At 74.3% G+C, this 13,078-nt stretch carries 17 protein-coding genes; 7 read left to right on the forward strand and 10 right to left on the reverse strand.

Annotation, left to right across the window (positions count from 1 at the left end; genetic code table 11):
* Positions 1 to 10 precede the first annotated feature (10 nt).
* Positions 11 to 526, forward strand: a complete 516-nt coding sequence (locus GGQ55_RS03945) for a GNAT family N-acetyltransferase (protein ID WP_179715217.1) — start codon at positions 11 to 13, stop codon at positions 524 to 526.
* On the opposite strand, the gene GGQ55_RS03950 is transcribed toward GGQ55_RS03945, so the two are convergent.
* Entirely contained in the window at positions 527 to 745 is a 219-nt protein-coding gene (locus GGQ55_RS03950; RefSeq protein WP_366488688.1) for a biotin/lipoyl-binding carrier protein, read from the reverse strand. It abuts the gene before it with no gap.
* A 60-nt stretch (positions 746 to 805) separates the two neighbouring features.
* Positions 806 to 1,825: a biotin carboxylase N-terminal domain-containing protein gene (locus GGQ55_RS03955; RefSeq protein ID WP_179715219.1), complete on the reverse strand. Its 1,020-nt coding sequence runs from the start codon at positions 1,823 to 1,825 to the stop codon at positions 806 to 808.
* Between the two features lie 130 nt (positions 1,826 to 1,955).
* Here GGQ55_RS03955 and GGQ55_RS28700 point away from each other — a divergent pair, with 130 nt between their 5' ends.
* Positions 1,956 to 2,030 carry a 50S ribosomal protein bL37 gene (locus tag GGQ55_RS28700; RefSeq protein WP_436277841.1) on the forward strand — a complete coding sequence of 25 codons (75 nt, stop codon included), beginning with the start codon at positions 1,956 to 1,958 and terminating at the stop codon, positions 2,028 to 2,030.
* A 29-nt stretch (positions 2,031 to 2,059) separates the two neighbouring features.
* Here the strand turns inward: GGQ55_RS28700 and rsrA are convergent, their stop codons facing one another.
* Positions 2,060 to 2,419, reverse strand: coding sequence for a mycothiol system anti-sigma-R factor (rsrA, locus tag GGQ55_RS03960; RefSeq protein ID WP_179715220.1), 360 nt, complete (start codon positions 2,417 to 2,419; stop codon positions 2,060 to 2,062).
* Positions 2,416 to 3,123, reverse strand: coding sequence for a sigma-70 family RNA polymerase sigma factor (locus tag GGQ55_RS03965; protein WP_366488691.1), 708 nt, complete (start codon positions 3,121 to 3,123; stop codon positions 2,416 to 2,418). The genes rsrA and GGQ55_RS03965 overlap by 4 nt, the downstream gene beginning before the upstream one ends.
* A 195-nt stretch (positions 3,124 to 3,318) precedes the next feature.
* Here GGQ55_RS03965 and ybaK point away from each other — a divergent pair, with 195 nt between their 5' ends.
* Positions 3,319 to 3,792, forward strand: a complete 474-nt coding sequence (gene ybaK / locus GGQ55_RS03970) for a Cys-tRNA(Pro) deacylase (RefSeq protein ID WP_179715222.1) — start codon at positions 3,319 to 3,321, stop codon at positions 3,790 to 3,792.
* A gap of 282 nt (positions 3,793 to 4,074) precedes the next feature.
* On the opposite strand, the gene GGQ55_RS03975 is transcribed toward ybaK, so the two are convergent.
* Positions 4,075 to 4,821: an SOS response-associated peptidase gene (locus GGQ55_RS03975; RefSeq protein ID WP_179715223.1), complete on the reverse strand. Its 747-nt coding sequence runs from the start codon at positions 4,819 to 4,821 to the stop codon at positions 4,075 to 4,077.
* A gap of 109 nt (positions 4,822 to 4,930) precedes the next feature.
* Here GGQ55_RS03975 and GGQ55_RS03980 point away from each other — a divergent pair, with 109 nt between their 5' ends.
* The 3 genes from GGQ55_RS03980 (at position 4,931) to rsgA (ending at position 8,699) form a co-directional block, all read left to right on the forward strand.
* On the forward strand, positions 4,931 to 6,388 hold the full coding sequence (locus tag GGQ55_RS03980; protein WP_179715224.1) for an NAD-dependent succinate-semialdehyde dehydrogenase: 1,458 nt from the start codon (positions 4,931 to 4,933) through the stop codon (positions 6,386 to 6,388).
* 23 nt (positions 6,389 to 6,411) lie between these two features.
* Entirely contained in the window at positions 6,412 to 7,695 is a 1,284-nt protein-coding gene (aroA, locus tag GGQ55_RS03985) for a 3-phosphoshikimate 1-carboxyvinyltransferase (RefSeq protein ID WP_179715225.1), read from the forward strand.
* Between the two features lie 119 nt (positions 7,696 to 7,814).
* The gene (gene rsgA, locus GGQ55_RS03990) at positions 7,815 to 8,699 is read left to right on the forward strand and encodes a ribosome small subunit-dependent GTPase A (protein WP_366488693.1); all 885 of its coding nucleotides are present in this window, start codon (positions 7,815 to 7,817) and stop codon (positions 8,697 to 8,699) included.
* A 59-nt stretch (positions 8,700 to 8,758) separates the two neighbouring features.
* Here rsgA and GGQ55_RS03995 read toward each other — a convergent pair whose 3' ends face one another.
* The gene (locus GGQ55_RS03995) at positions 8,759 to 9,295 is read right to left on the reverse strand and encodes a DUF2087 domain-containing protein (protein WP_179715226.1); all 537 of its coding nucleotides are present in this window, start codon (positions 9,293 to 9,295) and stop codon (positions 8,759 to 8,761) included.
* A gap of 52 nt (positions 9,296 to 9,347) precedes the next feature.
* Between GGQ55_RS03995 and hisN the strand changes: the two genes are divergently transcribed.
* A complete protein-coding gene (gene hisN, locus GGQ55_RS04000) occupies positions 9,348 to 10,139 on the forward strand; it encodes a histidinol-phosphatase (protein ID WP_179715227.1) in 792 nt (263 codons plus the stop codon).
* Here hisN and GGQ55_RS04005 read toward each other — a convergent pair.
* Genes GGQ55_RS04005 through GGQ55_RS04020 form a run of 4 tightly spaced genes read right to left on the reverse strand, consistent with a single transcriptional unit; the run spans position 10,136 to position 13,032 of the window.
* On the reverse strand, positions 10,136 to 10,312 hold the full coding sequence (locus GGQ55_RS04005) for a hypothetical protein (RefSeq protein WP_179715228.1): 177 nt from the start codon (positions 10,310 to 10,312) through the stop codon (positions 10,136 to 10,138). The genes hisN and GGQ55_RS04005 overlap by 4 nt on opposite strands.
* 44 nt (positions 10,313 to 10,356) lie before the next feature.
* Positions 10,357 to 11,652, reverse strand: coding sequence for an FGGY family carbohydrate kinase (locus tag GGQ55_RS04010; protein WP_179715229.1), 1,296 nt, complete (start codon positions 11,650 to 11,652; stop codon positions 10,357 to 10,359).
* 14 nt (positions 11,653 to 11,666) lie between these two features.
* The gene (locus tag GGQ55_RS04015; protein WP_179715230.1) at positions 11,667 to 12,203 is read right to left on the reverse strand and encodes an XdhC family protein; all 537 of its coding nucleotides are present in this window, start codon (positions 12,201 to 12,203) and stop codon (positions 11,667 to 11,669) included.
* 16 nt (positions 12,204 to 12,219) lie between these two features.
* Positions 12,220 to 13,032, reverse strand: a complete 813-nt coding sequence (locus GGQ55_RS04020; protein ID WP_179715231.1) for an alpha/beta fold hydrolase — start codon at positions 13,030 to 13,032, stop codon at positions 12,220 to 12,222.
* Positions 13,033 to 13,078 lie beyond the last annotated feature (46 nt).

Here is a 13,078-nt window from a genome sequence, read left to right on the forward strand (position 1 = left end):
GCTGCGGGACGTGGTCGAGGCCTCGCCGTATCAGTCCCCGCCCGCCCATCTGCGCGTGGAGCCGGCCACCCCGGCCGATTTCGGGCGCATCGCCGAGCTGACCGCCGGCGTCTACCGCGACGAGGGGCTGGCGCCCGAGGAGTTCCAGCGGGAGCTGCGCGACGTCGCCGGCCGGGCCGCCCGGGCCGAGCTGCTGGTCGCCCGCGACGGCGAGGCGGTCGTCGGCAGCGTCGCGCTGGTGCTGGACGGCGACTTCCGGGAGATCTCGGACTCCGACGACGAGGCGGCCTTCCGGATGCTCGTCGTCGACCGCGGCGTGCGCGGGCGCGGCGTCGGCGAGCTGCTCGTGCGGGACTGCCTCGACCGGGCGCGGGCGGCGGGCAAGCGGCGCATGGTCCTGTCGACCGATCCGAGCATGCGCGCGGCGCACCGGCTCTACGAGCGGCTGGGTTTCACCCGGCTGCCGGAGCGCGACTGGTCACCGCTGCCCGGCGTGAACCTGATGGCCTACTCCCTGGAGCTCTGATCACTCGACCGTCGCGATCAGGTCGCCCTCCTGGAGCACCTCGCCCTCGGTGACGTGCAGCTCCCGGACGGTGCCCGCGCGCTCGGTGAGCACCGGGATCTCCATCTTCATCGACTCGAGGATCACCAGGGTGTCGCCGACCGCGACCTCGGTGCCCGGCTCGACGAGGACCTTCCACACGCTGGAGACCATCTCCGCGTGGATCTCCTCGACCGCCACCCCGCGCCTCCTCGTCCTCGCTGGGAAGGCCATCCAAGCACGCCCGGCTGAGCAGGCGGTTCAGCCTCCGGGGGTGGGCGATCCGTCGGCGAGCCGGTCGAGGACGGCGCAGATCTCCGCGCCGTCGTGGGGCACGCCGACGTCGGGCAGGTCGGCGAGCACCCGCCCGATCGCCCGGGCCGCGGTCGCGGTGTCCTCGGCGCGCGCGCTGACCGTGGACAGCAGAGCGTCGTACCAGCCGTCGAGCCGGTCGCCCGGGCCGTAGCCGCTGACCGCCACGAGGTCGTCGGAGAGGGAGTCCGGCAGCCGGCCGCTGACCCGGCCCGCCGTCCCCGGGGGGAGCGTGGAACGCAGCTGGACGGCGACCGCGGCGCTCTGAGCGGCGGGCTCGGGCTCGGCGGCGCGCGCGGCGCGGGGCGATCCGCTGCGCAGGGCCAGCTCGACGGCGTCCACGCCGTGGGCCCGCTCCAGCACGGCCATGTCCAGGGAGAAGCCGGCGGCGACCTCGGCCAGCTCGCCGCCCGAGGAGATGCCCACGGTGACCAGGCCCCGCCACCCGACGTCCTTGAGCCGGTGCACGGCGGCCGGCAGCTCCTCGGGCTCCGGGGTCCAGGAGACCCGGGCGATGCCCGCGGCCCGGTCGCGGGAGACCGGCGTCAGGAAGCGCAGGCCGTCGTCGGTGACCCAGGCCAGGAAGCCGTGCTCGCTGGCCGGCTCGACGCCGTCCCCACCGAGCCGTTCGAGCACCTCGGCGTCCGGGCCCACCCAGGTGAGCCCCACCGTGGTGACGGCGGCAGCCAGCCGGGCGTTGCCGGCCAGCGCCGGCGGCACGGGCAGGACGGCGCTGGCGCCGCTGCGCCGGGCGGCCTCGACGATCCGGTCCACCGCCAGGTAGGACTCCGCCGCCGGTGCGGGCCCGAGCTCGACGGCGTCGTCGGCCAGCCGCACGTGGCGGGCCTGCCGCTCGGCGGCGGAGTGCACCGCGATCGCCTTGATCCCGAGCCCGGAACAGGCCGCGATCACCCGGCAGGCGGCCGGCCCGCGGCCGGCGACCAGCACGCTCTCGATCCCCAGGTCCATCTCAGTCCCGCTCCCCGTGGTACTCCCCCGTCCGGCACGGCGGCCGGACGTCTCGTGAGAGGCTAGGTAGGTCAGCTTGGCGGGTCCGCCGGTCCTGCGCACACCCGCTCACCCGCAGAAGGAGGCATCGATGTCCAAGCGTGGACGCAAGCGTCGCTCGCGCAAGAAGAGCAACGCCAACCACGGCAAGCGCCCCAACGCCTAACGGGCGCGGGAGCGTCCCCGCGCCCCGCCTCAGGCGGGCGTGGGGCGCTCCCCGGTGGTCTCGGTGACCACCTCGGTCCGCACCTTCTCCACGGTGATCTGCGTGCCGTCCTCCTCGAAGGAGACGGTGGTCAGCTGCAGCTTGATCCGGTCCCGCAGGCCCGGTGGCGGCGCGTCACCCCCGCAGCGGCGGCGGACCAGCGCCTTGAACTCCTGCTCGATCCCGAACTCGCGCAGGCACCCCGAGCAGTCCTCGAGGTGCTCGGCGATCACGGCCCGGCGCTCGTCGTCGGTCTCGTGGTCCAGGAACTCGAACACGTGCGACAGGACGTCGTCGCACGAGGTGATCTCGATCGGCTCCCCGCTGCCGGAACGGCGGTCCTCGCTCATCGCGCCGTCTCCTCCCCGGCCCCGGCGCGGACGAAGCCGCGCTCGCGTGCGTAGTCGGCCAGCAGCTTCTGCAGCCCCCGCCGGCCGCGGTGCAGTCGGGACATCACCGTGCCGATGGGCGTGCCCATGATCTCCGCGATCTCCTTGTAGGCGAAGCCCTCGACGTCGGCGAGGTACACCGCCAGGCGGAAGTCCTCGGGCAGCTGCTGCAGGGCCTCCTTGATGTCGGAGTCCGGCAGGTGGTCCAGCGCCTCGATCTCGGCCGAGCGCAGCCCGCTGGAGCTGTGCTCCTCGGCGGCGTACAGCTGCCAGTCCTGCACCTGGTCGGTGGGGTACTGCTGCGGCTGCCGCTGCCGCTTGCGGTAGCTGTTGATGTAGGTGTTGGTCAGGATCCGGTAGAGCCAGGCCTTGAGGTTGGTGCCCTCGGCGAACTGGTGGAACGCCGAGTAGGCCTTGACGAACGTCTCCTGGACCAGGTCCTCGGCGTCGGCCGGGTTGCGGGTCATCCGCAGCGCGGCCGGGTAGAGCTGGTCGAGGAACGGCAGCGCGTCGCGTTCGAAGCGGGCGTCGAGCTCCGCCCGGGTCTCGCCGACGTGGCTGCGACTGCCGCCCTCACGCGCCTCGGGGACCTCGACCGGCGCGCCCGGAGCGGGAACGCCGGCCTGCTCGTCGGCAGGGCTGTTGCTGGTGGGCTCCTCGGGCACCGACCGTCCTCTCTGCGACCCCCGCTTGCGGGAGACCACATCGGTCGATCCTAGTCGCGGGGCATCGGGACGGCCTGGGGGCCGACCGTGCACGGTCCGCGCGCGGGCGGTGGAGAGGGCGCTGCTCACGGGTCGTGCAACCTCTCCGGTGCGGAGCCGATTCCCGCTCCCGGGTGATCGCTACGCTTCCCCGCCGTGGCAGGGACCCCCGCGGTGGCGGTGCTGGAGAAGGCGAAGGTGGCGCACACGGTGCGCAGCTACGACCCCGACCACCCCGACGCGCACGGGTACGGAGAGGCCGCCGTCGCGGCGCTCGGCGCCGACCCGCGGCAGGTGTTCAAGACGTTGCTGGCCCGGGTGGACGGCGCGCTGACGGTGGCCGTCGTCCCGGTCGCCGGGATGCTCGACCTCAAGGCGCTGGCCGCCGCGGTCGGGGGGCGCAAGGCGGTCATGGCCGAGCCCGCCGACGCCGAGCGGACCACCGGCTACGTCGTCGGCGGGATCAGCCCGCTCGGCCAGCGCAAGGCCCTGCCGACGGTGGTCGACGACTCGGCGCTGCAGTTCGGCACGGTGATGGTCAGCGCCGGCAAGCGCGGCCTGCAGGTGGAGCTGGCACCGGCCGACCTCGTCCGCCTCACCCGCGCGAGGACCGCGCCGATCGGCCGCTGAGGACGCTTCTCCGCGATCATGAAGTCCCGGGAGCAACACGCCGTCGGATGTCGGTGTGCCCCTCCCCGAACTCCATGATCGTCGCCATGAGCGCCCCGGAGGGAGACCGCTGGTTCGCCGTTCACCGGTGCCGAGTACCTCGCCGACCTCGGGCAGGCGTACCAGCTCGCCGATGTTCCGCCCCGCAACGGCTCGGAGGTCTTCTCGCTGATCCGCTACAGCTCGTCAGGGTACGTAAGGCGGTTCTTCGACACGGGCCGCGAGCGGCAGGGCTGACCGCCCTCAGAAGAGAGCGGGCTGGTCGGCCGGGCGGCTCACGCCGTCGTCGCGGGCCTCGAGCTCGGGGCCGTTGTTCTTCACGTTGTTGACCGCGGTGCTGACCGGGCGCAGCTCCAGGGCCTCGACCACCTCCGGCGGGGTGGGCTCGACCAGCGCGTCGACGTCCTCGCGGGCCGGGTCGAGCCAGGCCGCCCACCGGTCGCGCGGCAGCACCAACGGCATGCGCTCGTGGATCTCCTGCAGCGCGCCCACCGCGGGCGCGGTCACCACGGTGCAGGTGTAGAGGCGGTCGTCGCCGCTGCCCCAGACCTCCCACAACCCGGCGAAGGCCAGGATCGAGCCGTCCTCGGGGGTGATGAAGTACGGCTGCTTGGTCGGTGAGTCCAGCCGCTTGGCCCACTCGTACCAGCCGTCGGCCGGCACCAGGCAGCGCCGGGAGCGGGCCGCCTTCTTGAAGGCCGGCTTGTCACCGAGGGACTCGACGCGGGCGTTGAGCATCCGGTTGCCCACCGACGGGTCCTTGGCCCACCCGGGCACCAGCCCCCAGCGGACGGCGCGCAGCTCGCGGTGCGTGCCGCCGGTCGGGGCGCCCTCGGCGTCGCGCTCCTTCTTCTGCCGGACGACGTACACGTCCTTGGTCGGCGCGACGTTGTAGTCGGCCGGCAGCGGCTGCTGGCCCGCGGCCTTGACCGCCTCGAACTCGACGACCAGGTCATCGGGACTGCGACTGGCGGCGTAGCGACCACACATACCGAAACTCTAGGTCGGCGCACCGACAGTCCGCGGCGCGTGAACGGGAGGGACAACCGGGTAGGGCGCTGACGGCACAGACGAGACGACAGGACGAGGATCTTTCGACGTGACCGCGACGCAGAACCCCCCGACCGACCACCCGAAGACCGCCAGCGACGCCGGCGCGCGCCCGTACCGCACGGTCAACCCCTACACCGGCGAGGTCGAGAAGGAGTTCGACTTCCTGCCCACCGACGCCGTCGACGGCGTGGTCGAGAAGGCCCACGCCGCCTTCCTGGAGTGGCGCCGCCGCCCGGTCGAGGAGCGCGCGCAGATCGTCGGCCGTGCCGGCGAGCTGATGCTGGAGCGCAAGGACGAGTTCGCCGCGCTGGTCACCCGCGAGATGGGCAAGCGGATCCAGGAAGCGGCCGGCGAGGTGATGCTGGCCGCCAGCATCCTCGACTACTACGCGAAGAACGGTCCGCGCTTCCTCGAGCCCCGCCGGATCGAGGTGATGCAGGGCGAGGCGGTCGTCGAGAACGAGCCGGTCGGCGTCCTCCTCGCCATCGAGCCGTGGAACTACCCGCTCTACCAGGTCGTCCGCGTCGCCGGGCCGAACCTGGTCCTCGGCAACGCGATCCTGCTCAAGCACGCCGAGCTCAACCCGCAGACCGCGCTGGCGATCGAGAAGTGCTTCCTAGACGCCGGCGTGCCCGAGGGCGTCTACACCAACGTCTTCCTGCGCATCCCGGACGTCGAGCAGGTCATCGCCCACCGGCTGGTGCAGGGCGTGACCCTGACCGGCAGCGAGCGGGCCGGCAGCAGCGTCGCCTCGCTGGCCGGCCGGTACCTGAAGAAGTCGGTGCTCGAGCTCGGCGGCTCCGACCCGTTCATCGTGCTCGACACCGAGGACCTCGGCCGCACGGTCAAGGCCGCCACGATGGGCCGGATGCAGAACAGCGGTCAGGCCTGCATCGCCGCCAAGCGGCTGATCGTCACCGAGGACATCTACGAGCCGTTCGTCGAGGGCCTCAAGCAGGCCTTCTCCACCTTCTCCCCCGGCGACCCGAGCGACCCCTCGACCTCGCTCGCGCCGCTGTCCAGCGAGCAGGCGGCCAAGGACCTGCACGCGCAGATCCAGGACGCCGTCGACAAGGGCGCCACCGTGGTCACCGGCGGCGGCCGACCCGACCACGCCGGCGCGTTCGTCGAGGCGACGATCCTCACCGACGTCACCCCGGAGATGCGGGCGTACTCCGAGGAGCTGTTCGGCCCGGCCGCGGTCGTCTACAAGGTGGCGGACGAGGACGAGGCCATCGAGCTGGCCAACAACAGCGAGTTCGGGCTGGGCGCCGCCGTCTTCTCCAGCGACCTGGACAGGGCACGGTCGGTCGCCGACCGGATCGAGGCCGGCATGGTCTGGGTCAACTCCCCCACCGGGTCCTCCGCCGAACTGCCCTTCGGCGGCGTGAAGCGCTCCGGGTACGGCCGCGAGCTGTCCGAGCTCGGCATGTTCGAGTTCGCCAACCGCAAGCTCACCCGGGTGCTGCCGGCCAAGAAGGCGGCCAAGCCGCAGGCCGGCTGATCACCGGCGGGCAGAATGGCCCCGTGACGGAGATCTGGACGACGCCGCACCGCTCGACGCCGGTCGACGCGGTCGTCCGCCTGCCCGGGTCGAAGTCGATCACCGCCCGAGCGCTGGTCCTGGCCGCGCTCGCCGACGGCCCGAGCCGGATCGTCCGGCCGCTGCGCGCCCGGGACACCGACCTGATGGCGGCCGGGCTGCGGGCGCTCGGCGTCGGCATCGAGGACGACGGCGCCGACTGGCTGGTCACGCCCGGCCGGTTGCGCGGTCCCGCCCAGGTGGACGCCGGCCTGGCCGGGACCGTGCTGCGGTTCCTGCCGCCGGTCGCCGCGCTCGCCCACGGCCCGGTCACCGTGGACGGCGACCCGCGGCTGCGCGAGCGCCCCAACGCGGGCCTGCTCGCCGCCCTGCGCGCTCTGGGCGTCGAGATCGAGGACGGCGGCCGCGGCCGGGCTCCGTTCACCGTGCACGGGACCGGCGCGGTCGTCGGTGGGGCCATCTCGGTCGACGCGAGCGAGACCTCCCAGATCGTGTCCGGGCTGCTGCTGGCGGCGGCCAGGTTCGAGCAGGGCGTCGACCTCGCGCTGGCCGGCGGCCTCCCGTCGATGCCGCACGTCGAGATGACGGTGACGACGCTGCGCGAGCACGGCGTCGACGTCGTCGCCACGCCGCGGGGCTGGCGGGTCTCCCCCGGGCCGATCGCGGCGCTGGAGCGGGTGATCGAGCCCGACCTGTCCAACGCCGCGCCGTTCCTCGCCGCCGCGCTGGTCACCGGTGGCCGGGTGACGGTGCGCGACTGGCCCGAGGTCACCACCCAGCCGGGCGCACAGCTCGACCGGCTGCTCGCCGAGATGGGCGCCACCGTCGAGCGCACGGACGACGGACTGCGGGTCACCGGCGGCGCCGTCGTCCGCCCCCTCGTGGCCGACCTGCACGAGGTGGGCGAGCTGACCCCCGTGCTGGCCGCCGTCTGCGCGCTGGCCGACGGGACCTCGCGGCTGACCGGCATCGGGCACCTGCGCGGGCACGAGACCGACCGGCTGCAGGCGCTCGACGAGGTGCTCAGCGCCGTCGGCGCCCGGGTCGAGCAGCTGCCCGACGGCCTGGTGATCGAGCCGGGCCCGCGGCGCCCGGCGCGGCTGGACTCCTACGCCGACCACCGCATGGTGCACGCCGGCGCCGTCCTGGGGCTGGCCATCGAGGGCGTCGAGGTGTCCGATCCGGGCGCGGTGAGCAAGACGCTGCCCGACTTCGTCGAGCGGTGGAACGGGTTGCTGGTCGGAGTCGAGCACGGGGTAGCCCGCTGAGCCCGCGCAGGCTGGACGCCCGTTCCGACGAGGACGACGTCCGGGTCCGGCCCAACCGCCGCGGCTCCCGCCCCCGCACCCGCACCCGCCCGGCGCACGAGGACGCCTCCCCCGGCCTGGTGATCGCCGTCGACCGCGGCCGGATGACGGTGCGCCTCGAGTCCGGCGTCGAGGTGACCGCCATGCGGGCCCGCGAGCTGGGCCGGCACGGCGTGGTCGTCGGCGACCGGGTCCGCGTGGTCGGCGACGTCTCCGGCCGGCCGGACACGCTGGCCCGCATCGTCGTCATCGAGGACCGGACGACGGTGCTGCGGCGCACCGCCGATGACACCGACCCCACCGAGCGGGTCGTCGTCGCCAATGCCGACCAGCTGGTGATCGTGACCGCGGTGACCGACCCGGAGCCCGCGCTCGGCTTCCTCGACCGGTGCCTGGTCGCCGCCTACGCCGGCGGGCTGGAGCCGCTGCTGTGCTTCACCAAGACCGACCTGGGCAGCCCGCAGGCGCTGCTCGACCGGTACGCCGGGCTCGACCTCGACACCGTCGCGCTCTCCCGTGACCTGCCGCTGGACCCGCTGCTGGAACGGCTGCACCTGCGGATGAGCGTGCTGGTCGGGCAGTCCGGTGTCGGCAAGTCGACCCTGGTCAACCGGCTCGTGCCGGACGCGTTCCGGGCGACCGGCGAGGTCACGAAGGTCGGCAAGGGCCGGCACACGTCGTCCTCGGCCGTCCTGCTCGACCTGCCCGACGGCGGCACGGTGATCGACACCCCGGGCATCCGCTCGTTCGGGCTGGCGCACGTCACCGCCGAGGACGTGCTCGCCGCGTTCGACGACCTCGAGGAGGCCTCGGTCGACTGCCCGCCGGGGTGCGGGCACACCGCCGACGACCCCGACTGCGCCCTGGACGCCTGGGCCGCCGCCGGTCCGCCCGCGCGCGCCGAGCGGCTGGCCAGCTTCCGCCGCCTCATCGACGCCGTCGGCCAGCTCGGCCCGGGCTACTGAGGCATGGGAAGCGATACCTGCGTTTTCCGGCCCAGAACGCAGGTATCGCTTCCCATGCCTCACACGTCGACGTAGCCGCCGGTGCGCCAGTACTCGCCGGCCTCGCGGGACAGCAGCCCCTCGTCGACCAGGTACCGCCGCAGCGCCGCGTGGTCGGCGTGCCACACCGCCAGCAGGGCGTTGACCTCGCGCTCCGGGTAGCGGACGCCGGGCTCGAAGACGCGCACGATGTGCTCGAGCACGATGCGGCGCTTCGACAGCTGCGCCGGGATCGACACCAGCCGCCCACGGCGGACGAAGGCTCGCAGGACGGCGTCCTCGGCCGCGTCGTCGGAGAGCCGCTCCGGCGGTGGCGCCGCCTCGGCGGCCGCCCGGGCGATCGCCCCGAACTGCTCCGTGCGCAGCTCCAGCGCGGCGCCGTCGCGGTGCACGAGGCCGCCGCGGGCCAGCCGGCGCGCGGCGAGAGCGACGTCCTTGGGCGGGAGGTGGGCCATCTCCGCGACGTCCTTGATGGTGCTCGCACCGAGCGCGAGGGCGGCGACGACCTTGAGGCGGGTGGGGTCGGCGAGCAGCCCGACGACGGTCGCGGGGTCCACTCCCCGACCGTATGCGCTGCAATCGCGGGCCGTCCCAGTAGGTTCGGGATCCATGACGTCGGCACGGGGCTTCACCGAGGACATGCGGCTGGCCCACGTGCTGGCCGATCAGGCCGACTCGATCAGCATGGAGCGCTTCAAGGCGCAGGACCTCGTCGTCGACACCAAGCCCGACCTGACCCCGGTGACCGACGCCGACCGGGCCGTCGAGGAGCAGCTGCGGATCACCCTCAGCCGCGCGCGCACCCGTGACGCCGTCGAGGGCGAGGAGTTCGGGACGACGGGTCACGGCTCCCGCCGCTGGGTGCTCGACCCGATCGACGGGACCAAGAACTTCGTCCGCGGCGTGCCGGTCTGGGCCACCCTCATCGCGCTGTTCGACGGCGAGGAGCCGGTGGTCGGCTGCGTCTCCGCGCCCGCGCTGAACCGGCGCTGGTGGGCGGCCAAGGACGTCGGCGCCTGGACCGGCCGCCGGCTGGAGTCGGCCACCCGCTGCCACGTGTCCGGCGTGAACGACCTGGCCGACGCGAGCCTGTCGTACTCCAGCCTCTCCGGCTGGGAGGAGCGGGGGCTGCTCGACGGCTTCCTCGACCTGACCCGCTCGGTCTGGCGCACCCGCGCCTACGGCGACTTCTGGAGCTACGTGCTGCTCGCCGAGGGTGCCGTCGACCTCGCCTGCGAGCCGGAGGTCTCGATCTGGGACCTCGCCGCGCTCGACGTCATCGTGCGGGAGGCCGGCGGGCAGTTCACCGACCTGACCGGCAAGCCCGGCCCGGCCGGCGGCAGCGCGCTGGCCAGCAACGGCGCGCTGCACGCCGCCGCGCTGGCCACGCTGCAGCCCTAGCGCGGACGGGACGAACCGCCTCCGCTGAACCGGCGGCGGAGGTCCTCGATCTTCGCCCGGTTCTTCGGGTCGCTGGCGAACTTCTGCGCCTTGCCGGTCACGTCGCGGATCATCCGCTGGCCCTGGGGGCTCGAGGCGAACTGGCTGATCTTGGCGAACATCGACGACTTCATCGAGTGGTCTCCTTCGGTCCGGAAGGGCCGGGGGTGGCTCCTCGTCAGCTCAACGGTTGCCCGTGCGGGCGGGGTTCCATGCGCGGGACGACGTCCACCCCGATCCCCCGTCCGGCGAGCACCGCCGCGCCGATCGCCGACGCGCTGCGCAGCGGCAGCCACGTCACCGGGCGGCCGAGGACGTCGGCGAGCAGTCGCCGGACCAGCGGCACCCGCCCACCCCCGCCGGTGAGGACGACAGGCCCCTCGACGGGCCCCAGCAGCGCGGCGGCCGCCCCCACGGCGCCGACCACGCCCTCGACCGCGGAACGCGCCAGGTCGGCCCGCGTCGTCCCCGCCCCGAGACCGGACCACTCCCCCCGATCGTCCGGGCCGGCGACCCCGCCGCGCTCACCGGTGAGGAACGGCCGGAACCGCACCCGGCCGGCCACGCCCGACTCCGCGAGACCGAAGAACTCCGCCCACGAGAGGCCGAGCACCCCGCGCACCCACGCCCACGCCGAGCCGCCGTTCTGCAGCGCGGCCATCGCGTACCAGCCGCCCTCGACGTCGGCGTACCGGTGCACGACCGGCTCGGCATCGGCGACCGGCGCGGCACCGGGCCGCAGCACCTGCGCGCCGGTCCCGAGGTTGACCAGGAGCCCGTCGGACACCCCGGAGGCCAGCAGCGCCAGCGGGGTGTCCGCACCACCGACGGCGACCGGCACGTCCCGCCAGGCGCCGACCACCTCGGCGGACGGCCGGACGGCGGGCAGCAGGCCGCGGGGGACGCCGGTGGCTCCGAGGGCGGCCTCCGACCAGTCGTCGGCGACCACGTCCCACAGCAGCGTGGCCGAGGCGTCGCTGCGGTCGGTGACCGGCTCCCCCGGGACCAGCGCCCCGCGCACCGCGTCCTTGGGCAGCACGACCGCGGCGGCAGCCGCCACGGCGGACGGCTCGCGCGCGGCGAGCCAGGCCAGCAGCGGCCCGGTCATCCCGGGGACCAGCGGGTTCGCGAGCGCCGCGCGGTCGGCGCGAGGCAGGTCGCGCCAGCGCTGCACGAGGTCGGCGGCCCGGCAGTCCGGCCACAGCAGCGCCGGCCCGAGTGCCGCGCCCCGCTCGTCGACCAGGACGGCGCCGTGCATCTGCCCGGACAGGCCGAGCGCCTGCACCGGCCCCACGGCCAGCCGGTCCACCGCCCGCTCCAGCGCGGTGAGCCAGGTGCCGACGTCGTTCTGCGCCCACCCGGGCTGCGGGCGCTCCGGCTCGTAGTCCTCCTCCGCCTCGGCGACGACCGCGCCGTCCTCGTCGAGGGCGACCAGCTTCAGCCCGCTGGTGCCGACGTCGGCGCCGAGCAGCACGTCAGCCGGCCGGCTCAGCGGGCATGGGCGAAGCCGCCGCTGCGACCCGCGCGGTCGGCGAGCAGCCCGGCCAGCGTGGAGACGGCGATCTCCGGCGGGGTGCGCGAGCCGATGTCCAGGCCGATCGGCCGGTGCACCCGCGCCACCTCCTCCGGGGGCACGCCGAGCGCCGCGAGCGCGGCCACGTGCGGCCCCTCGTGCCGCGGGTTGCCCATCACCCCGACCCAGCGGACCGGCCGGGCCAGCGCGTCCCGCAGCAGGACGCCGAGCTCGTCGCGGTGGTGGTCGGTGACGACGACGTCCGCGGCCGGGCCGGCGGCGCCGTCGTCCAGCTCGTCGAACCCGCCGACGACGACGTCGGCCGTGGTCTCCGACCGGCGCGCGGCGTCCGGCTCGACCAGCACCGTGCGGAACCCCAGGTCGGCGCCGTAGCGCACCAGGTGGGCCGACACCGGCGAGACGAACACCGCCACCAGCACGCGGTCGGTCGCCTGCTCGGCGGGCGAGCCGTGGGCGACGCCGCAGGTCGGGTCGATCTCGGGCGAACTCATGGGCGCATCTTCGCCGTCAGGAGTCGAGGAAGTCGACCACGGTCGGCACCAGCAACGGGGAGGCGGTGATGTCGTAGTGGGTGCGGCCGGGCAGGACCGCCAGCCGGGACGCCGGGCGCAGCGACCCGTCCCAGTTGGCGTCGCGCAGGCCGCCGCCGATCAGCGCGAAGAACTCCGCGATGTGGGAGGGTGGGACGCTGTCGGCGTCGGCGTAGACCAGCAGCGTCGGCGGCCGCAGGGCGCGGACCTCCTCGGTCCAGTCGTAGGGCTGCCGCAGCAGGTCGCCGGTGCGGTCCATGAGGGCCGGGAAGGCGTCGACGTCGGGCGCCACGGCGGCGTAGGCGGCGTACGCCGGCGAGTGCCGCATCATCTCGAAGCCGCCGCTGCCGACCTGCGCCATGGCCTCCCGCACCTCGGGGAAGAAGCCGTCGCTCTTGTACACGGTGGAGACCAGCACCAGCTTCCGGATGCGGTCGGGGTGCTGGATGGCCGCGCGCAGGCTCGCCACGGCGCCCAGCGAGTAGCCGAACAGGTCCACCTGCTCCAGCCCGAGGTGCTCGATCAGGGCCCCGAGGTCGTCACCGAAGCTCTCCCGCGCGAACGGCCGGTCGATGTCCGCGGTGCGCCCGTGCCCCTGCAGCTCGACGGCGATCACCTGACGGCGTTCGGCCAGCTCCTCGAGCAGCCCACCCCACGTGTCCACCAGGCCGAATCCCCCGTGGACGACGACCAGCGGGGTGCCGCCCTCGCCGTAGCTGCGCCAGTACATCTGCAGGCCGTTCACCGGCGCGTATCCCTCGGTGGTCGTCACGATCGTCGATTCGCTCATACCTCTAGAACGTCGCGGCCACCGGGGACTCATCGGTCCGGCGGTG

The sequence above is a fragment of the Petropleomorpha daqingensis genome (assembly GCF_013408985.1).
In the GTDB taxonomy this organism is placed as follows: domain Bacteria; phylum Actinomycetota; class Actinomycetes; order Mycobacteriales; family Geodermatophilaceae; genus Petropleomorpha; species Petropleomorpha daqingensis.